Origin of the sequence: Bacillus sp. FSL W8-1127 (genome assembly GCF_038006725.1) — a bacterium.
Classification (GTDB): Bacteria; Bacillota; Bacilli; order Bacillales; family DSM-4216; genus Bacillus_O; species Bacillus_O smithii.
On the sequence record NZ_JBBOVU010000001.1, the window covers coordinates 3,363,588 to 3,382,710 of the forward strand.

Genomic DNA, 19,123 nt, shown 5'->3' on the forward strand with positions numbered 1-19,123 from the left:
TAAATGAAATTCGGATGAAAGGTAAATACATTTTTGAAAATTCAAAATTTAATGCATTATATCGTCTTTTGATCAAGATGAAATTGGCATTTCTGCTTCTTTCGGACCAAACACTGCTCTTTCCAGAATTTCAGCAATATCCAGTGTAGCCACTGTCTCTTCCACTTCTTTAGCCTTTGTACCATCAGACAACATCGTCAAACAATAGGGACATCCTGAACTAATCACTGTCGGCCGGACAGCTAACGCTTGTTCAGTGCGAGCCACGTTGATACGTTGACCTGTGTCTTCTTCTGTCCACATCAATCCTCCGCCTGCCCCGCAACACATTCCTGTTTCACGATTGCGCTCCATTTCCACCAATTTTACCCCTTTAATGGACTTCAAAATATCCCGCGGCGGGTCAAAAACATCATTGTAACGGCCCAAATAACAAGAATCATGGAATGTGATCGTTTCATTCACTTCATATTTCGGCCGGAGTTTCCCTTCCCTTACCAGCTTGGCCAGAAGTTCAGTGTGATGATAGACTTCCGCTTTGAATCCAAAATCCGGATACTCATTTTTGAATACATTGTAAGCGTGCGGGTCAATAGTGACGATTTTCCGCACTCCAATCTTTTCAAATTCCGCGATATTTTGTTGAGCCAGCTCTTGGAATAAAAATTCATTTCCAAGGCGGCGTGGTGTATCGCCGGAATTTTTTTCTTTATTTCCGAGAATGGCAAACTTAACGCCCGCTTCATTTAGCAATTTTGCAAAAGACAAAGCAATTTTTTGGCTGCGGTTGTCAAATGAACCCATCGATCCAACCCAGAATAAATACTCGAATTCCTCTCCCGCTTTCTTCATTTCTTTTACAGTCGGAACATGAACGTCTTCTTGAGCATCCCGCCAATTTTCTCTATCTTTTCTGTTTAACCCCCACGGATTCCCTTGCCTTTCTATGTTCTGCATGACTCTTTGGGCATCAGGCGCCACTTTCCCTTCTGTTAAAACAAGATAGCGGCGCAAATCAATAATCTTGTCGACATGCTCATTCATCACCGGGCATTGGTCTTCACAATTGCGGCAAGTGGTGCATGCCCAAATTTCTTCTTCCGTGATGACATCGCCTATTAAAGATGGGTTATAGTCTACAGCGGCTGCGGCTTCTATGGACCCTTCGTTTTTCGCGGCCAAAGCAAGCTGATTTCCTTTCGTATTTTGAAAAGCGAACGCCGGCACCCAAGGCTGTTTGGAGGTGACCGAGGCTCCGTAATTCGTTAAATGATCCCGAAGTTTGACGATCAAATCCATCGGTGACAACATTTTTCCTGTCCCTGTCGCCGGACACATATTTGTGCATCTTCCGCATTCCACGCAAGCATAAAGATCAACAAGCTGAAGTTGTGTGAAATCTTCAATTTTGCCGACCCCGAACGATTGTTGAGATTCATCTTCAAAATTGATAGGGTGTAGTTTTCCTTTATGGTCCAGCCGATTTAAATACACATTTGCGGGACCGGCGATCAAGTGAGCATGTTTAGATTGAGGCACATAAACAAGGAATGTCAGCAGAACGAGCAAGTGAATCCACCAGAAAATATAGAATACGGTGACAGCAGCTGTCTTGCCGATCCCCGTTAGAGCCACCGCTATGGCGGAAGCTACCGGCTCGTTCCAAGTCCAGCTAATGGATGGTTCGTGCCAAATGATGTCCATGCCGTTACCCGCCAATACGGATATCATGAGCGATCCAATAAAGAGAAGTACGAGTCCCGCTTTAAAATTTCGTTTTAAACGAACAAGCTTTTCAATATATCGGCGATAAAACGCCCAACCTACCGCAAATAAAATCAGCAAACTGACGATTTCCTGAAAAAAAGTAAAACCTGGATACACCGGACCAAGCGGCAAATGGGACCCCGGGGCAATTCCTTTCCAAATAAAATCGACCGCCCCAAACTGCACAAGAATAAATCCGTAGAAAAAAATCACATGGTATATTCCGCTTTTCTTGTCTTTCAATAATTTTTGCTGGCCGAAAACATAAACCCAAATCTTGTTCAAACGCTCTTTAACACGGTGGTCAAACTCTGTTTTTTTTCCCAGTTTGATGTATTCTATTCGCGTTTTGACCACATAGGCAAACAAATACACAGCGTAAGCAGTGACAAGAATGGCCGCAATCAAATTTACCCATAATAATCCATTCATATCTTCTTCAGCACTCCCTTCCCCTATCTTTGAACAGCTCTTCTTTTCAATTATATTAGAGTAAAAATATATAATTTTCTGAATTTACTTATTTCTATTATATAATGAATGAATGTTCAGTCAACCTTTTTCTCGAACAAACTTTTTCAATCAACCAAAAACAGACAGCGGATCGAGGCTTTCATTCCTGGAATTTTATCTTCAATAACAGGCTAAATGCTTCTTGAAGCAACAAGATCCTTTCATTCTCGCACGTAAAATGGCTAGGAATGGGACAGACTAAAAAAAGATGACGACATATGGAAAGGGGATGGCTTTATGATATGGATGTGGGCTGTTGGATTGGTTATCGTTCTCATTATTTGGTTGACCATCGATTTTTACTTCGGAAAAAAATGGTTTAGAAAACGCGTCGCGCTGCGAAATTATCCTATACAGACAGGAGATCTTGAATTCATTACGGATGGACAGGATTTTTTCAAACGTTTGTTTAAAGATATAAACGATTCGACCAGTTCTATTGATATCCTCTTTTATATCGTAAAAAACGACGCCCTTAGCGAACATTTTTTAAAGCTTTTAGAGCAAAAAGCGAAAGAAGGAATACAAGTCCGTCTTCTATGCGATTGGGTCGGAAGCTTCGGTTTAAAAAGAAAAAGGATCAAACAGTTAAAAGCCAATGGCGTTCAGTTTGCTTTTTCTAACCGCCCGAAACCCCCTTTTTTCTTTTTTACTTTTCAGCAGCGGAACCACCGCAAAATCACCATCATTGATAAAAAAATTGCTTATATCGGCGGCTTTAATATCGGCGGCGAATACATCGGGAGAAAGCTGCGTTTATCCCCCTGGCGCGACTACCATCTTCGCTTGACAGGCCCTGGCGTTTCAGATCTCCTAAAAGAATTTAGGATGGATTGGCAAGCGGCGGGTGAAAAAGATACGGAACCTGCAGACTCGTCTGTTCCAAATGCAGGAAATGGCGGAATCATGCATCAATTTACCTTTTCGGACGGAGTCGGCCTTGATGAACAATTAGAAAATGAGCTGTTGAAAGCAAAAAAGTCTATATTGATCGGCAGCCCTTACTTTATTCCAACGAAACGCCTTTTAGATGCTTTATTAAAAGCTCTCAAACGAGGCGTCCGTGTCTCCGTTATCATCCCTTGTAAAAAAGACCATCCGCTTGTTCGGGAAGCCGCCTATCCTTTTCTTCAACAAATATTGAAAGCAGGAGCAAACGTTTACGAATTTCAAGCCGGTTTCTACCACGCAAAAGCGATCATCATTGATCATGAGAAAGCCATTATCGGAACGACGAACTTTGACCAAAGAAGCGTCAGCCTGAATTTTGAGTGCAATTGCTTTATTTACAACCCTTCTTTTATCCAAAACGTGATCATGAAAGAGATTCAAGAAGACATACGTCAATCGAAAATCATGACGTATAAAGAAGCCAAAAAAATGGATCCGGCAACCTATGCAAAAGCCACATTGGCTAAAACGCTGCTTCCTTTGCTATAAAATGAGGCGTTCAGCTTCTTCTTTCCATGAAAAAAGGGGGGGTATACCCCCTATTGCATGAAAGGCTCTCCATTCCTCCAGTTTTGGCCCGTTTTTTGGACGAAATCGCTGTTTCTTCCGAAAAAACGCCTCGAGGAATGGGCAAGCCGAATGAAATAGCAAAAAATGTTCTTGAATCGCTTTTTTCTCACATTTTTTCCGGTGCAGAAACACCGATCAAGCTTAATGCATTTTTAAGCGTTATTTGAACGGCTTTCACTAAAGAAAGTCGAGCCTTGGATAAAGGAAGATGATCTTGATCCAAAACTTTATTGGCATTGTAAAAGCTGTGGAAAGCAGAAGCCAACTCTTGAATGTAATTGGCTACCCGGTGTGGCGTCCGCTTTTCTGCTGCGTCAGCGATAACTAGTGGAAAATATCCTAGTTTTTTCAATAAATCAATTTCTTTTTCCGTTCCAAGCAACGATAAATCTACTTGATCATCAATAGAAATTTGCTGTTCTTCCGCTTGCCGCAAAATGCTGCAAATGCGCGCATGAGCGTATTGTGCATAATAAACCGGGTTTTCATTAGACTGAGAAACGGCAAGATCCAAATCAAAATCCATATGAGTGTCCCCGCTTCTCATCGCGAAAAAGTAACGAACCGCATCCAGACCCACTTCTTCAATCAGTTCACGCATTGTGACCGCTTTTCCGGTACGTTTGCTCATTTTCATCTTTTCGCCGTTTTTGTATAAATGAACAAGCTGTATAATTTCTACTTCCAGATTCTCTGCATTAAAGCCAAGCGCCGAGATTGCTGCCTTCATTCTCGGAATATAGCCGTGGTGGTCCGCTCCCCAAATATTGATCACTTTATCAAACCCGCGTTCGAATTTATCGCGGTGATACGCGATATCCGGTGTTAAATATGTGTAAGAACCGTCGCTTTTAATGAGTACACGATCTTTGTCATCGCCAAAAGCGGTAGAGCGAAACCAAAGAGCACCGTCTTTTTCATATGTGTAGCCGCTTTTGCGCAATACTTCCAACGCTTCATCGATTTTTCCATTTTTATAAAGAGATGTTTCCGAATACCAAACATCGAAAGATACACGGAAGTTTTCTAAATCTTTTTTCAGTTTTTCCATTTCATATTTCAAGCCGTATTCTCTGAAAAATTGATAGCGTTCTTGCTCGTCTACATGAAGATATCGATCCCCGAACTCTTCTGCTAAACGTTTCCCGATCTGGACGATATCTTCTCCATAATAGCCGTCTTCCGGCAAATCTTTATCTTTTCCGAGCGCCTGAAAATAACGAGCCTCCACGGAAAGGGCAAGATTATGGATTTGGTTTCCGGCATCATTAATATAATACTCGCGCGTCACTTCATAACCGGCTTTTTCCATTACGTTGCACAATGAATCGCCGACTGCCGCCCCGCGGGCATGTCCAAGATGTAAATCGCCTGTTGGGTTAGCCGATACAAATTCCACTTGAATTTTTTGTCTAGCTCCCGCGTTGGACTCGCCGTAGCGGTCTTTCGCCTCTAAAATGGCCGGAATTAACTTTGTTAAATAATGATGATCCATAAAAAAATTAATAAAACCCGGTCCGGCAATTTCGATTTCTTTTACCGATGCCTGGGAACGATCGAATTGATTCTTAATTTCATCCGCAATTTGGCGAGGCGGCTTTTTCGCGATTCGAGCCAACTGCATCGCAATATTGGTCGAATAGTCGCCGTGCGCTTTATCTTTTGGAGTTTCTAACACAATAGCCGGCAACTCTTCCTCCGCTGCCAGCCCCGCTTTTAACACAGCCGCTTTAATTTCCGATTTCAACTGTTCCTGAATCTTTCCTACGATATTCATACATTCTTTACCTCCTCAAACGTGATGGACAAGGAATATATTCCGAGGAACTTTCCTTGCATAAATAAATCGTATGTCAAAGCCAAACGGCCGTTCAACGGCTTCTCGCTGTATGTATATCGATCCATGTTCCGGGTGATCGTATTTAATAACAGTGTACCATAAGGGCTGTCGTAAGAACCGCTCATCGGGTGATTTTTATCGAAAACAAGCCTGGATTTTACCGCTCCATTTCTTAAAATGACGGCTTCTTCACCTGACATCTTTACAATCGTTCTAACGGTCCCTTCTTCTTGGACTTCCGTATATTTTAAGTAAACGGATCCGCCTTTTTCAAAGTATTCCCCAAATAAAACCAGTTCAAATTCTTCCTTTTCCTCATCGTTCGTAATCACTGTAGACAGATGAATTTTGACTGTTCTTTTTTGGTCGATCGAATCCGCCAAACCCTCCACATCCCTTTCAAAAAGACTCATTCCATTTATTTGCATCTTTAAATCAATGTCAACAGTCATGTCGAGCGGCACTTTTAATCCTCTTGGGACAATATTCTGGAAAGTGCAATGACTCGTTTTCACTTTTGCGGTGCCATGCCCAATGTTTTCATTCCTGTTCAATCAAACTAAAAAAACCGTTCCGTTTTTCGTTCACTATAACTTTATCATTATAAGAGGGATTTCTTCAAAAGGCAATGTAGGGAGTCTTTAAAAAATTTTTCCACACCTTTTCTAATTAAAAGCTTGCTTAACGAAATCAAATTTTATAAAAAAAAGATCTGCCCTAAAACAGCTTAGCCGGGAAGTTTTCCTTCCCCCAGCCGTCTTGAGCAGATCCTTTTTTATAAGCCAAAATGATATGATTAAAACCAGCCCAACAGCATTTCGCGAATCAATTTGCTGGCTGTATTAGCCGTTTGCTCAGAGTGGTCGTACACAGGCGCCACCTCGACAAGGTCGGCTCCCACCACTTGAACTTCGGAACGGCTGATTTCCAAAATGGATGCGAGCAATTCTTTTGAAGTAATCCCGCCGCAATCTACCGTTCCGGTTCCCGGAGCGTGAGCCGGATCCAGCACATCGATATCAATCGTCACATAAACCGGCCGGCCTTTTAATCGTGGCAAAATCTCTTTTAAAGGTTCAAGAACTTCAAATTTGGCAATGTACATACCATTTTCTTTCGCCCATTGAAATTCTTCTTTCATTCCGGAGCGTATGCCAAACGAAAATACATTCTCAGGACCGATCAATTCAGCTACTTTTCGAATCGGAGTCGCATGGGATAAAGGCTCTCCTTCATAATCCGTCCGCAAATCTGTATGGGCATCCATATGAATCACCGCCAAATTTGGATAGCGCTTATAGACGGATTTAATGACCGGCCACGACACGAGATGCTCTCCCCCCATTCCCAGAGGAGATTTCCCGTCTGCCAGCAATTGGTCAATATACTCTTCGATTATTTTTAAGCTTCTTTCTGCATTCCCGAAAGGAAGGGGGATATCGCCGGCATCAAAATAGCGGATTTCCTTTAGTTCTCTGTCCAAATAAGGGCTGTATTCCTCAAGTCCAATCGACACTTCCCGAATCCGGGCCGGCCCGAACCGGGAACCTGGCCGGTAACTGACCGTCCAATCCATCGGCATACCGTATATGACGACTGAACTTTCCTCGTAATTTGGATGGCTGCCAATAAACACATTTCCCGAGTAAGCTTCGTCAAAGCGCATGTTTCAAGACCTCCCTGTGGCACCTCTTATTTTGTCAAATCTTGCACAAATTTCGGCAAAACAAATGCTGCTTTATGAATTTCTTTCGTATAGTATTTTGTTTCAATATCAAGAAATTGTTCATCAGGCACCGCAAGCGGGTCATATTTTTTCGAACCGATGGTAAATGACCATAAACCGCTTGGATACGTCGGGATATTGGCAAGATACAATCTCGTAATCGGGAAGATTTCCTTTACGTCCTTCTGAACTTTGCGGATTAAATCGGCTTTGAACCAAGGGTTATCGGTTTGTGCGACAAAAATGCCGTCCTCTTTCAGCGCTTTGGAAATTCCGGCGTAAAAGCCTTTTGTAAATAAATTGACTGCCGGTCCGACCGGTTCCGTTGAATCAACCATGATGACATCGTATTCATTTTCACTTTGTGCGATATGCATAAAACCGTCGTCGACTTTTACTTCCACTCGTTCATCTTCCAACCCGGATGCAATCTCCGGCAAGTATTTCTTGGAATACTCAATGACCTTGCCATCGATATCGACTAAAGTCGCTTTTTTCACATTCGGATGCTTGAGCACTTCACGGATTACACCGCCGTCTCCTCCACCCACGACCAGAACGTTTTCCGGGTTTGGATGAGTAAACAACGGAACATGCGCCACCATTTCATGGTACACAAATTCGTCTCGTTGAGTGGTCATCACCATTCCGTCGAGAAGAAGCATGTTTCCCCACTCTTCCGTTTCAACCATTTCCAAGTATTGGAAGTCCGTTTTCTCTGTATGTAAAGTCCGTTTGACCTTCATCGTAATTCCAAAATTTTCCGTCTGCTTTTCAGTAAACCAAAGTCCAGCCATTAACCTGCTTCCTTTCATTTTAAATTTGTTCTAAACATTTTCAGCCATTTTTCTCATGAAACGATAGATTTTATCCATCGTTTAGCTTATTAGAATTCCCCATTCTTATCAAATTTACAAGATGGGAGTTTTCTGATTAAAAGAGTGGAAAAACAATAAATCCTAAAAGAAAAAACCAAACATGTCAATCAGTATATTGGAAACTGCCAAAATTTCAAGAGTTTTTTTCTGCCTATGCCGCTCCTTTCACCTGCCGATGTTTAAAAAGCTGACTTTTTTTTCATACTAAAAAATGAGAGAAAACTGCTTTTATATACAAGCGGGGTGAAAATATGGAAATTATCACAAATTCAAGATCCAGTAAAACCGTGAAATACTTTCGAGCTTTCTTCTTTATTTCCCTGCTTTTATTGATATTATTTTCGGCCGGAGTTCTCGCCATATTCTCCTATGCAAAACTTTTAGGTCCTCCGCCGCTTTCAGTTCCTCAATCTACTCTTTTGTATGCGGACGACGGAACGTTAATAGGAGAATCCAACCGCGGAGAAAAACGATATTGGGTGAAAATAGAGGACATTTCTCCTTACCTCCTCGATGCCACCGTTTCGATAGAAGACCAAAAGTTTTACGAACATCATGGGTTTGATTTAAAAAGAATTGCCGGAGCCGCTTTGGCTGATGTAAAAGCGATGTCCAAAGTTCAGGGAGCCAGCACCATTTCCCAGCAGTATGCCCGCAATTTATTTCTTCATCACGACAAAACGTGGAACCGAAAATTGTTGGAAGCATTTTATACGATCCGCTTGGAAATGAATTACACAAAAAAACAGATTTTAGAAGGATATGTGAACACCATCTATTATGGCCACGGCGCATATGGGATTGAAGCAGCCAGCAAATTTTATTTCAATAAAGATGCGAAAGACCTTTCTCTCGCGGAAGCCAGTATGCTGGCCGGCATTCCTAAAGGCCCCAGCATCTACTCGCCGCTTATTTCTTTTCAAAAAGCGAAAGAACGTCAATTATTAATATTGCGCAAAATGGAGAAAGACGGCTATATTACTGCCAAACAACGCCAACAGGCAGAAAAAGAGAAACTAACGATTGTCGGAAAACAATCGGATCCGAAAAACAATATAGCCCCTTATTTTCAAGATGTCGTCAAACAAAAGCTGAAAACGGATTTGGGCTTGGACGATCGAACGATTGAATTCGGCGGGCTTCGAGTCTATACAACCTTAAATTTGAAACAGCAAAAACTGGCAGAAAAAGTAATCCAAAATCAAATCTCTCCAAACTCTCAAATACAGGTAGGGCTCGTGGCAATGGAACCGAAAACCGGCTACGTCACCGCGCTTGTCGGAGGGCGCAATTATGAACAAAGCCCTTTCAATCGTGCTGTGCAAGCCATCCGGCAGCCGGGTTCCACTATGAAGCCCTTTCTCTACTATGCTGCTTTGGAGCACGGCTTTACACCTGCCACAACGTTAAGAAGCGAATATACTGTTTTTCATTTCAACCATGGTCAAAACACCTACACACCGCACAATTTTAACGACCAGTATGCCAACCGTGAAATTACGATGGCACAAGCTTTAGCTGTATCGGACAATATTTACGCCGTCAAAACCAATATTTTTCTTAAGCCGAAAACATTGATCGAAACGGCCAAAAAATTCGGAATTACAACCCCATTGGAAAATGTCCCTTCTTTGGCACTTGGGACTTCCGGGGTCAAATTAATCGAAATGGTGAACGCCTACTCGATGTTTGCCAACGGAGGGAAACAAATCGAGCCCGTTTTTATCAAAAGAGTAGAAGACTCCCACGGAAATGTGATTTATGATAATCACCCTTTGCAAAAGCAAATATTGGATAAACGTCTCGCTTTTGTGATGACCCATATGATGACGGGCATGTTCGATAAAAAATTAAACGGCTACGCAACGGTCACAGGAGCATCAATGCTGAAAGATCTGACAAGACCTTATGCCGGCAAATCAGGCTCGACTTCCGCCGATCATTGGATGATCGGCTTCTCCCCTCAGCTGACAACAGGGATATGGACGGGATACGATAACGGAAAAGAAATAACATTAACAGAGGACAAGAAACTCGCGAAAAAAATTTGGGCCGCTTTTATGGAAAAATCGTTAAAAGGGCAGCCTAAGAAATCATTCAAACCACCAAAAGGAGTGAAAGCGGTCGCCATCAATCCGCTGAACGGAAAACTGGCAACCAAAGACTGCCCCGTTTCCGTAAAGACTTATTTTGTTGCCGGAACCGAGCCGACCGAATATTGTACGGAACACTTGAAGAAAAAAGATCATTCAAATCCAACCAAAAAGAAAGAAGAAAAAAATTGGTTTCAAAGGTTGTTTGGCTTGTAACCAAACGGCCTGCCAACAGAAAAAGCCCGGAATCTGTCTACCGGGTTTTTTCGTGTCTTCATTATTCTTAGTGGCAAACGGTTCGAACATCCTTGTTTTTTCTAACAACTATCTTAGATTTATAAAATAATCGTCGTTCCACACAAAAAAATTATTGCAAGCCATTTTTCAATTGTTCGCTGGATCGCTCCCACATGCCTTTATCATGGCTTTCCAAAAAGTCTTTTAACACTTTTTTGGATTTGGCATCCATATGATCCAATATAAAATGTCCCTTTAACGATTTATCCAATCGGTTCACATGTTCGGGCAAAGATTTGTAGCCTCTTCTTGTTTCTTGATTGACGGTCATTTCGCAAGCGGTCGCCCCGTAATAATAAGGTCCTTCTTCTCCTTGCTGGACGGTCACCCAAACGATCCAGTACGGTTTCCCATCCGGCACTTCTTCCTTATGAGGAGTAAATTTGATTCTCTTCTCTACTTCACTGCGCGCATGCATGGCGCCTAAATCGACAAACGCTTCACCCGCCTCCACGTCAATGATGACCGGTGAAACATTGTCTAGGCTTACCGCTCCTTTTCCGAATCCTCTATGGCCATCCAGTGGATCATTTTTGATAATATGAAACCCGATATTTTTCTTTTTCTCCATGTATCCAACCTCTCCTTGAACAAGATTTTATTCTCAATATATCGCAAACGCTTTCCATATCCAAACAGAGATTTTTTTCATTTTGAATTTACAGTTGAATCAAGCGGCTGCGCCATCCAAGCTGTGATTTGTCAACCATGCCTTCTCCATCGAATCTTCATCTTTCAAGATCATTCTTTACTTTTTATCCCAGCTTCTAATTCTTCCATTTCTAAATTCCATTTATCTCGTGTACTATACAATATTTCAAGGATGAAACTAGAAAAAGAATCTTGATTTTGATCGATTTCTTTTTTTAGTTTTCTGAGATCTTCTCTCAATTTTTCGACTGCTTCTTTTTTCTCATCGATGGACAGATATTCATAAATTTTTCTCATTCCATAACCGCCCTTTTTCAGTCAATGAACATAATAGCGGCAATCAAGCCATAGCCTTGCAATGGCATCTACAATTAGCAACGACTATGTACTTGTTATTCGCACATTTTAAAAAAACGGAGAAAACAACGAACTAAACCCTTGCAAAATCGCCGGCACTACCATATTGAAGAGGGGATGAATCGTATAACGGTCAAGCGGAGTAATGACTAAAATTAAAAAGATCAGCGCCCCATATTGCTCATACTGGCTCATTTTGACCCGAAAAGACGGTGTTGCAAGATCTTCAATAATGCGATATCCATCCAGTGGCGGAAACGGCAGCAAATTAAAGACAAAAAGAACAAGATTCAGCCACAACATCATATTTAATAAATCCACGAAAAACTGCGGCAATGCGGAACCACTTCCGGAACGGATGAAAAAAAACATGATCACATAAGAGAGAAACGCAATCAAAAAATTGCTCAAAGGTCCGGCAATCGATACGAGAACACCGGCCAGCCTTGGGTTATGAAAGCGGCTGCGGTTGACAGGTACGGGACGCGCCCATCCGAAACCAGCAATCAAAAGAAACAACGTTCCGATCAGGTCCAAGTGCGATACCGGGTTTAATGTTAATCTTCCTTCATCTTTGGCCGTAGAATCACCAAATTTATAAGCAACAGCAGCATGTGCAAATTCATGCACCGTAAAAGCCACCACTAAAGAGATAATGACAAACGGAAGTTCCTGAAACGAATAAGCAAAAAAACGATCCAAACTATCGACTCCTTTATTTGATGTTATTTTTAGACAGCCAAACTATTAGGAAAAATGACGGATGCTTCCCCTATTCAACGTGCATCTTTTGTTTTCCTGCCTTTTGAAAAACTTTCCTTTATCAACATCTTATACTAAAACTTTGAAAATTTTATCACAGATTGTTCTTTCCTTGCTGTTTCCAAAAGAAAAGCATAAAATCTGAGATAAGAAAGTATAAAGGAGTGATACATATGCCTTATGTAACCGTAAAAATGCTGGAAGGTCGTACAGATGAACAGAAAAAAGCGCTGGTGGAAAAAGTCACGGAAGCAGTTTCAGAAACGACAGGAGCTCCGAAAGAAAAAGTGACTGTTTTTATTGAAGAAATGTCCAAAAACCATTATGCCGTCGCCGGCAAACGCCTGAGCGATGAAAACTGATCCCGGAACGCCAAGCCTCACTGGGGCTTGGCGATTCCTTTTAATTCTTCAATATACTGGTACGCTTTTTCAATTTCTTCTTCCGTATAGTTTTGCTTCTTTTTTAAGGTGAAAATTTTCTCCTTTACTTCTTCCTCGGACAAATGATCGAAATACAAAACGGTAGATACCAGCTCCAGAAATCGGGCGCTTTGCTCATTCATATGGAGCACGCATTCTTTTAATTTAGGTATCTCCTCTTCATAAAGCTTTAAAAAATCCATTCCTTCTTTTGTAACGGTGTAGCGATATTGGTAATAGCCGCCTTTCTTTTCCTTTTCTTCATGAACAAATCCCATATTGCATAATTCTTCCACTCTCAACGTCAGCTCTTCTGAATAGGGTCCATAAAAATGGAACTGAAACTTTTCTTGAAAAGGAAAGGATATTTTCTTGGCAATGTAAATCATTTTTTGCAATTTTTTTCGACCGATAATTTCCCCACAGGCGGAAAAGGCACTCATCAATTTGACATGTTCTTTTAACAACGTGGTCATCTCCTACTCCAAAATTCCTTACTTACCATTTAAATGTCCAGTATCTCGCGAATTTTTCGTTTGATCGACGGTTTTGAACGGTCATCTTTGAGGAAGTCGGCAGGATAATAGAGTTTATGATCCGTCCTCCTCTTTCCGGATATCGCGTCCACAATATCCGATTCTCTTGACAGTTCTCTTAATTCCCCGTTCCTCATCAGCAAATGAATGGGCAAACGTTCCTCTTCTTCACCTGGGCGATAAAAATCGTAAGGAAGATCTGATGACGAATCCAACACCAAGTAATAATCCGGATTGATTCCGGCCTTTCGAAACAACGACTCTAATTCACTGTATTTCTTATATTCTTTAGCCGGATCAAACTCGATATATTTGAAAAGATTCCTGTTGACAAAGCGATTGGCGAGATCCTTTAAAATCGGATCTTCCTCTTCCTGCCATATTTGGAAATAATAAAGGATAATGGATTCATCCAGCTTCAAATAATCTTCAAGGGTAATATCGCCTTGAAACAAAGAATAGAAGTGAACGGGATCCTGTTTAAAAGAATAACCATTTCGATACAGTTCTTTTGCGCGGTGAAGAATTTTCGTCAACACCACTTCCGCACTTCGAGTCACAGGATGAAAATAAATTTGCCAATACATTTGATACCGGCTCATTATGTAATCTTCTACCGCATGCATGCCGCTGTATTTAAACACCACTTGATCTTCCCGAGGCCGCATAACCCGCAGTATCCGCTCCATGTCAAAATGACCGTAGCTGACGCCGGTAAAATACGCATCTCTTTGCAAATAATCCATGCGATCCGCATCAATCTGACTGGAAATCAAACTGATAACCAACTTATTATGGTACGTTTTGGCTATCACTTCCGCCACTTTTTCAGGAAAATCGCTTCCCCCTCTTGAGAGGACTTGATGGATTTCCGTATCGCCGAGAATGATTTCTCTCGTAAATTGTTCATGATCCAAATCAAAGACTTTTTCAAACGAATGAGAAAAAGGTCCATGTCCGACATCATGGAGCAAGGCGGCGCAAAGCGAAAGTAGACGTTCTTCTTTATTCCACTCAGGTCGGCCATCAAACACATCATCGACAATTCTGCGGACGATTTCATAAACACCAAGTGAATGGCTGAAACGGCTGTGTTCTCCGCCGTGAAATGTCAAAAACGTTGTACCAAGCTGGCGGACTCTCCGCAGTCTTTGAAATTCTTTCGTTCCGATCAAATCCCAAATCATTTGGTCTCTTACGTGAATATACCGATGAACCGGGTCTTTAAACACTTTTTCTTCATCTAACTTTTTTTTGGAATAGTCCATCTCACTGCGCACAGAAGACCCCCACTGTTCCATAATAGCCAGGATAAAGCTCCGTAAAAGCAGGGGGAGGAATGAGTGTTGTGCAATGGCAAAACACTCCTGTACTTCCTCCTTTCAAATTAAAATATGGTGAAATAAAAACGGATTGAACAATGACGTATGATCCGTTCATTAGATAAACGGGAGCAGCACTAGTTGTCCTGCAACCAAAAATGGAAAAACATCCTTTATAATCCCAAAAAAACGAAAAGACTTTGCAAAGATCCTTTTATATACAAAATATCCTATCGCGGGACATCAGGATGTTTGCATCAAAAGCTTTTCTTATGCCAACACCCACGTCATTTGAACGAAACGCAAGGAATTCTCTTTCCTCATCAAACCTATTTCTATTGTATCAGCAAACAGACTTTTGCGAATCCCCCGTCTTCCATCCCAGATAATGAAAAATCACCTTTTCCGTTTGGAATGAGGTGACACGTTTCATCTATTTTAGTCTTTTCTTTACTTTTTCTATCAATTCATCTTCCGTTAATGCTGCAACCGGGCGGTTATTCACAAAGGTGAACGTTTTTTTGCGGCCTGGACCGCAGTAGGATTGGCAGCCGATTTTAATCTCTGCATCGGGATCCAAGGCTTTTAGCTTAGGCAGCAACGTTTTCAAATTGACAGCCTGACAGTCATCGCAAACACGAAATTCGTTTGCCATTCCATACAATCCCTTCTGTTTTGTCTCTTAAAGCTATCGGTATTTTACCCCTTAATTTAGCAGTTTGCAAGTTCAACGGGCAGCCTGTCTCGTTGGAAAAATCGTGATTTCTTATCATGTTCTGCGAATGGGAGACGGGATGATAGACATATGAAAAGGACTTTGATTCCCTCTCGAAAAACATGCCGGGCTCCTTTGTCTGAATTGAACGTGCTTTCTCTTTTTCATCCATAAAAAATCGTATCTGCTTTACGAATTCGTTTTATGATCCTGTTTCCCGGCTGTCGGCATCGTCAACAATAAAAAAATCCCCATTTATATGGGGACCTGAAAAGCAAATATTTATTTCATTTTTGATACGTTCTCTTTTGTAACGAGCTTTAACGGTACAGCAATTTTCTTTTCTACTTTCTTTCCTTGTAAAACATCAATGGCTGCCTGTACGGACTTTTGACCAATCAGTTCCGGCTGTTGAGCCACGGTAGCAGATAATTTCCCTTTTTTGATGGCTTTGATCGCATCGTCATTTCCATCGAATCCAATGACTACAATATCGCGGCCTGAACTTTTGATCGCCTCGATAGCGCCTAATGCCATTTCATCATTATGCGCAAATACCGCTTGAATATTTTTTTGAGCTTGTAAAATATTTTCCATTACATTTAAGCCTTTGGATCGGTCGAAATCGGCAGCTTGCCGCGCGACAATATCCAGTTTTTTATCTGCAATACTATGGAATCCTGCACCGCGTTCACGTGTAGCAGAAGCACCTGGCTGACCTTCAAGTTCAACCACTTTTGCCTTTTCCCCAACTTGATCGATGATATAGTTTGCTGCCATTTTGCCGCCTTTTATATTATCAGAAGCTACAAATGTTGCGACATTTCCCTCGTCAGCTGAACGGTCGATCGTAATAACGGGTATCCCCATTTTATTAGCCGATTTCACAGCAGTCGAAATGGCTGCTGAGTCCGTTGGGTTAATGAGCAAAACGTCAACGCCTTGTTGAATTAAATCTTCGATATTATTGACTTGTTTGGTGGAATCATTTTGGGCATCTACGACTATGACATCCATTCCTTTTTTCTTGGCTTCTTTTAAAATGCCATTTTTTAACGTGACAAAGAATGGGTTATTTAAAGTGGAAATACTGACGCCAATTTTCATGTCTTTTAAATGGTCTTTTTTGGCTGGTTTGGCCCAATTAGGAGGCTCAAGTGAACATGCGCTTAACAAGAGAACGATACACATCATCATTATGCCTGCTAATTTTTTCATTTTGATTTTCTCCTTCAATTACGATGTTATTTTCAAAACTTGATAGGTTTTCAAAAGATTGTTTCCTTATGCTTTTCTCCGATCAATTAAAACCGCTATTAATATGACGACACCTTTTACAACTTGTTGGTAAAAGGAGGAAACCCCCAATAAGTTTAACCCGTTGTTTAATGTTCCAATTATGAGTGCTCCAATTAAAGTTCCGAAAATTCTACCTCTTCCCCCGGATAAACTGGTTCCACCTAAAACAACAGCGGCGATCGCATCCATTTCATAAGCCGTTCCCGCTGTCGGCTCTGCTGAATTTAATCGAGACGTTAAAATCGAACCGGCCAAAGCAGACATCGTACCTGCTAATCCATAAATCATCCATTTTACACGATTGACTTGAATACCAGAAATAATGGCCGCTTTTTCATTACCGCCAATGGCATATGTTTTGCGACCGAATGACGTCTTATGAAGAACAAACCATAAAATGGCGAAGGTAATGATCATCGTAATCGCAGGAACAGGGATTCCCAGAAAGTATCCTTGCCCAAATAATTGAAAGGTGTAATGGTTCCCTAATCCTGTGATAGGGTTGCCGTCTGTGTAAACGAGCGTAAGTCCTCGATAAATCGTCATCGTTGCTAAAGTGGCAATAAAGGGTGCCATTTTTCCTTTCGTAATAAGCAATCCATTAAACATCCCCATGAGCGTACCGAGTAAAACACTAACGATGATGGCCAGAATAGGATCCATGCCTGATACAATCATTCCCGCCATTAAAGCACTTGAAATCGCTAACATCGATCCAACCGATAAGTCAATGCCACCGGTCAAAATAACAAACGTCATTCCAAAAGCAATTAATGCATTAATAGATACTTGTCGCAGTAGATTGAGTATATTTAATGGTGCTAGAAAAGATGGATTTAAAATGGCTACAACTACGAACAATAGAACAAGTGCAATCAACGGACCCAATTTTGAGAACACTTGCGACAATGGGCGTTTAGTTGTTTGTGTGTTCATGTAATTTTCCTCCAGTCGCTAACGTCATAATCGTTTCTTGGTCAGCTTCTTTTCCTTGAAGTTCACCTGCGATTTTCCCTTCATGAATGACTAGAATGCGGTCGCTCATCCCTAATATTTCAGGAAGTTCCGAGGAAATCATAATAATCCCCATTCCACGATCGGTTAATTCATTCATGAGCTGGTAAATTTCACGTTTGGCGCCAACATCAATTCCTCTTGTCGGTTCGTCCAAAATTAAAACTTTCGGGCCAATGCCAATCCATTTCGCAATGACCACTTTTTGTTGATTACCGCCTGATAAATTTCCTGCAGCTTCTTCTATTGAAGATGTTTTAATTTTTAAACGCTTGCTCATCATGTCGACGAACTTTTCCTCTTCTTCACTTTGAACGATTCCTTTAGGTGCCAAGCTAAATAAGTTAGGAAGGGAAATGTTTTCTCTAATCGAAAAGTCTAAAATTAATCCTTCCTCTTTTCGGTTTTCCGTTGCAAAAGCCATATGTTTTCGCACAGCATCATATGGATTTTTAATCGTTACTTTTTGGCCGTCTATGAATATTTCCCCTTCATCCAGCGGATCGATGCCGAATAGGCTGCGCATGATCTCTGTGCGTCCCGCACCCATCAAACCGGAAATACCCAAAATTTCCCCTGAACGAAGCGAAAAATGAATGTTTTCGAAGTAGCCTTTTCTTGTTAAATTTTTGACTTCAAACACGATCTTCCCCGGTTTAGGTCGTCTCTCCGGAAAACGATCTTTTAGTTCACGCCCCACCATTTTTTTCACTACTTCATCAAAGTTCGTTTCTTTTATCGGGGAAGTATGGACGGTTTTTCCGTCGCGCATAATGGTAATGCGGTCGCAAATCGTAAAAATTTCCTCCATACGGTGAGAAATGTACACAATCGATACGCCGTCTTTTTTCAAAGATTCCATCAACTGAAAAAGTCTTTGAATTTCCCTGTCTGTTAAAGCAGAGGTAGGTTCATCCATTATGATCACTTTGGCATCGGTCATCAAGGCTTTGGCAATTTCGATCATCTGTTGTTCTCCAACAGAACAAAGACCCGCTTCTTGTTCCAAGGGAAGAGTCATCCCAAGGCGTTTAAAAACATCTTTTGCTAGCGCTTTCATTTTTTTCGTATTTAAAATTCCGAGTTTATTCGTTGCTTCTTTCCCAATAAACAAGTTTTCTAGCACGGTCATTTCCGGCCAAATATTTAATTCTTGGTGAATAAACATGATTCCGGCATCTTCTGCCTCTTTTGGACTTTGAAAATCCGTTTCTTTTCCATCGATGACAATCTTGCCGTTATCTTTTTTATGAAGACCTGTCAAGATGTTCATTAATGTTGATTTTCCGGCTCCGTTTTCCCCCATCAGTGCATGTACTTCGCCGGGTTCTAGCGTAAAATAAACACCATCAAGTACTTTATTAGCACCAAATGATTTATGAATATTTTTCATTTCAATCCGCACTTTTT

The 19,123-nt window shown here is 41.3% G+C and carries 17 protein-coding genes; 3 read left to right on the forward strand and 14 right to left on the reverse strand.

The annotated features are described in order from the left end of the window. Positions 1 to 72: 72 nt before the first annotated feature. Entirely contained in the window at positions 73 to 2,199 is a 2,127-nt protein-coding gene (locus tag NST12_RS15750) for a heterodisulfide reductase-related iron-sulfur binding cluster (protein WP_048624258.1), read from the reverse strand. Positions 2,200 to 2,517: 318 nt separating this feature from the next. On the opposite strand from NST12_RS15750, the gene cls reads away from it, so the two are divergent. Next, entirely contained in the window at positions 2,518 to 3,720 is a 1,203-nt protein-coding gene (gene cls / locus NST12_RS15755) for a cardiolipin synthase (protein WP_048624259.1), read from the forward strand. A 187-nt stretch (positions 3,721 to 3,907) separates the two neighbouring features. On the opposite strand, the gene argS is transcribed toward cls, so the two are convergent. The 4 genes from argS to speE all read right to left on the reverse strand — a co-directional run bounded on the left by argS (position 3,908) and on the right by speE (position 8,164). Next, positions 3,908 to 5,578, reverse strand: a complete 1,671-nt coding sequence (gene argS, locus NST12_RS15760; protein ID WP_328202862.1) for an arginine--tRNA ligase — start codon at positions 5,576 to 5,578, stop codon at positions 3,908 to 3,910. Continuing rightward, on the reverse strand, positions 5,575 to 6,105 hold the full coding sequence (locus NST12_RS15765; protein ID WP_048624262.1) for a DUF1934 domain-containing protein: 531 nt from the start codon (positions 6,103 to 6,105) through the stop codon (positions 5,575 to 5,577). Before NST12_RS15765 ends, argS begins: the two co-directional genes overlap by 4 nt. 332 nt (positions 6,106 to 6,437) lie before the next feature. Continuing rightward, a complete protein-coding gene (gene speB, locus NST12_RS15770) occupies positions 6,438 to 7,307 on the reverse strand; it encodes an agmatinase (RefSeq protein WP_003353387.1) in 870 nt (289 codons plus the stop codon). Positions 7,308 to 7,333: 26 nt separating this feature from the next. After that, positions 7,334 to 8,164, reverse strand: coding sequence for a spermidine synthase (speE, locus tag NST12_RS15775; protein WP_003353388.1), 831 nt, complete (start codon positions 8,162 to 8,164; stop codon positions 7,334 to 7,336). Between the two features lie 332 nt (positions 8,165 to 8,496). Between speE and NST12_RS15780 the strand changes: the two genes are divergently transcribed. Further along, on the forward strand, positions 8,497 to 10,554 hold the full coding sequence (locus NST12_RS15780) for a transglycosylase domain-containing protein (RefSeq protein WP_048624263.1): 2,058 nt from the start codon (positions 8,497 to 8,499) through the stop codon (positions 10,552 to 10,554). Positions 10,555 to 10,705: 151 nt separating this feature from the next. Here NST12_RS15780 and NST12_RS15785 read toward each other — a convergent pair whose 3' ends face one another. From NST12_RS15785 to NST12_RS15795, 3 genes are all read right to left on the reverse strand, one after another. Then, positions 10,706 to 11,206: a YwhD family protein gene (locus NST12_RS15785; RefSeq protein ID WP_003353390.1), complete on the reverse strand. Its 501-nt coding sequence runs from the start codon at positions 11,204 to 11,206 to the stop codon at positions 10,706 to 10,708. A 170-nt stretch (positions 11,207 to 11,376) separates the two neighbouring features. Beyond that, complete coding sequence (locus tag NST12_RS15790; protein ID WP_048624264.1) at positions 11,377 to 11,583, reverse strand: hypothetical protein; 207 nt, start codon at positions 11,581 to 11,583, stop codon at positions 11,377 to 11,379. A 108-nt stretch (positions 11,584 to 11,691) separates the two neighbouring features. Beyond that, positions 11,692 to 12,345, reverse strand: a complete 654-nt coding sequence (locus NST12_RS15795; RefSeq protein WP_048624265.1) for a site-2 protease family protein — start codon at positions 12,343 to 12,345, stop codon at positions 11,692 to 11,694. A 233-nt stretch (positions 12,346 to 12,578) separates the two neighbouring features. On the opposite strand from NST12_RS15795, the gene NST12_RS15800 reads away from it, so the two are divergent. Further along, positions 12,579 to 12,767: a 2-hydroxymuconate tautomerase gene (locus NST12_RS15800; protein ID WP_003353394.1), complete on the forward strand. Its 189-nt coding sequence runs from the start codon at positions 12,579 to 12,581 to the stop codon at positions 12,765 to 12,767. A gap of 17 nt (positions 12,768 to 12,784) precedes the next feature. Here the strand turns inward: NST12_RS15800 and NST12_RS15805 are convergent, their stop codons facing one another. From NST12_RS15805 to NST12_RS15830, 6 genes are all read right to left on the reverse strand, one after another. Next, positions 12,785 to 13,294 carry a YwgA family protein gene (locus NST12_RS15805; protein WP_081473027.1) on the reverse strand — a complete coding sequence of 170 codons (510 nt, stop codon included), beginning with the start codon at positions 13,292 to 13,294 and terminating at the stop codon, positions 12,785 to 12,787. A 38-nt stretch (positions 13,295 to 13,332) separates the two neighbouring features. Beyond that, positions 13,333 to 14,631 (reverse strand): HD domain-containing protein, encoded by a 1,299-nt coding sequence (locus NST12_RS15810; RefSeq protein WP_040341056.1) that lies wholly within the window; start codon positions 14,629 to 14,631, stop codon positions 13,333 to 13,335. A 487-nt stretch (positions 14,632 to 15,118) separates the two neighbouring features. Beyond that, entirely contained in the window at positions 15,119 to 15,340 is a 222-nt protein-coding gene (locus NST12_RS15815) for a DUF1450 domain-containing protein (RefSeq protein ID WP_003353397.1), read from the reverse strand. A 342-nt stretch (positions 15,341 to 15,682) separates the two neighbouring features. Next, positions 15,683 to 16,618 carry a ribose ABC transporter substrate-binding protein RbsB gene (gene rbsB, locus NST12_RS15820; protein ID WP_048624267.1) on the reverse strand — a complete coding sequence of 312 codons (936 nt, stop codon included), beginning with the start codon at positions 16,616 to 16,618 and terminating at the stop codon, positions 15,683 to 15,685. Between the two features lie 66 nt (positions 16,619 to 16,684). Beyond that, positions 16,685 to 17,635, reverse strand: coding sequence for an ABC transporter permease (locus NST12_RS15825; protein ID WP_341102008.1), 951 nt, complete (start codon positions 17,633 to 17,635; stop codon positions 16,685 to 16,687). Continuing rightward, positions 17,616 to 19,118 carry a sugar ABC transporter ATP-binding protein gene (locus NST12_RS15830; RefSeq protein ID WP_048624269.1) on the reverse strand — a complete coding sequence of 501 codons (1,503 nt, stop codon included), beginning with the start codon at positions 19,116 to 19,118 and terminating at the stop codon, positions 17,616 to 17,618. The genes NST12_RS15825 and NST12_RS15830 overlap by 20 nt, the downstream gene beginning before the upstream one ends. Positions 19,119 to 19,123 lie beyond the last annotated feature (5 nt).

What these genes read in the sequence shown, in the direction of transcription:
- NST12_RS15815 (WP_003353397.1), bottom strand. Translation starts at nt 15,340, where the DNA reads ATGGCAAACGAATTTCGTGTTTGCGATGACTGTCAGGCTGTCAATTTG.
- NST12_RS15785 (WP_003353390.1), bottom strand. Translation starts at nt 11,206, where the DNA reads ATGGAGAAAAAGAAAAATATCGGGTTTCATATTATCAAAAATGATCCA.
- NST12_RS15825 (WP_341102008.1), bottom strand. Translation starts at nt 17,635, where the DNA reads ATGAACACACAAACAACTAAACGCCCATTGTCGCAAGTGTTCTCAAAA.
- speE (WP_003353388.1), bottom strand. Translation starts at nt 8,164, where the DNA reads ATGGCTGGACTTTGGTTTACTGAAAAGCAGACGGAAAATTTTGGAATT.
- NST12_RS15750 (WP_048624258.1), bottom strand. Translation starts at nt 2,199, where the DNA reads ATGAATGGATTATTATGGGTAAATTTGATTGCGGCCATTCTTGTCACT.
- NST12_RS15780 (WP_048624263.1), top strand. Translation starts at nt 8,497, where the DNA reads ATGGAAATTATCACAAATTCAAGATCCAGTAAAACCGTGAAATACTTT.
- NST12_RS15810 (WP_040341056.1), bottom strand. Translation starts at nt 14,631, where the DNA reads ATGGACTATTCCAAAAAAAAGTTAGATGAAGAAAAAGTGTTTAAAGAC.
- argS (WP_328202862.1), bottom strand. Translation starts at nt 5,578, where the DNA reads ATGAATATCGTAGGAAAGATTCAGGAACAGTTGAAATCGGAAATTAAA.
- NST12_RS15800 (WP_003353394.1), top strand. Translation starts at nt 12,579, where the DNA reads ATGCCTTATGTAACCGTAAAAATGCTGGAAGGTCGTACAGATGAACAG.
- speB (WP_003353387.1), bottom strand. Translation starts at nt 7,307, where the DNA reads ATGCGCTTTGACGAAGCTTACTCGGGAAATGTGTTTATTGGCAGCCAT.
- NST12_RS15790 (WP_048624264.1), bottom strand. Translation starts at nt 11,583, where the DNA reads ATGAGAAAAATTTATGAATATCTGTCCATCGATGAGAAAAAAGAAGCA.
- cls (WP_048624259.1), top strand. Translation starts at nt 2,518, where the DNA reads ATGATATGGATGTGGGCTGTTGGATTGGTTATCGTTCTCATTATTTGG.
- rbsB (WP_048624267.1), bottom strand. Translation starts at nt 16,618, where the DNA reads ATGAAAAAATTAGCAGGCATAATGATGATGTGTATCGTTCTCTTGTTA.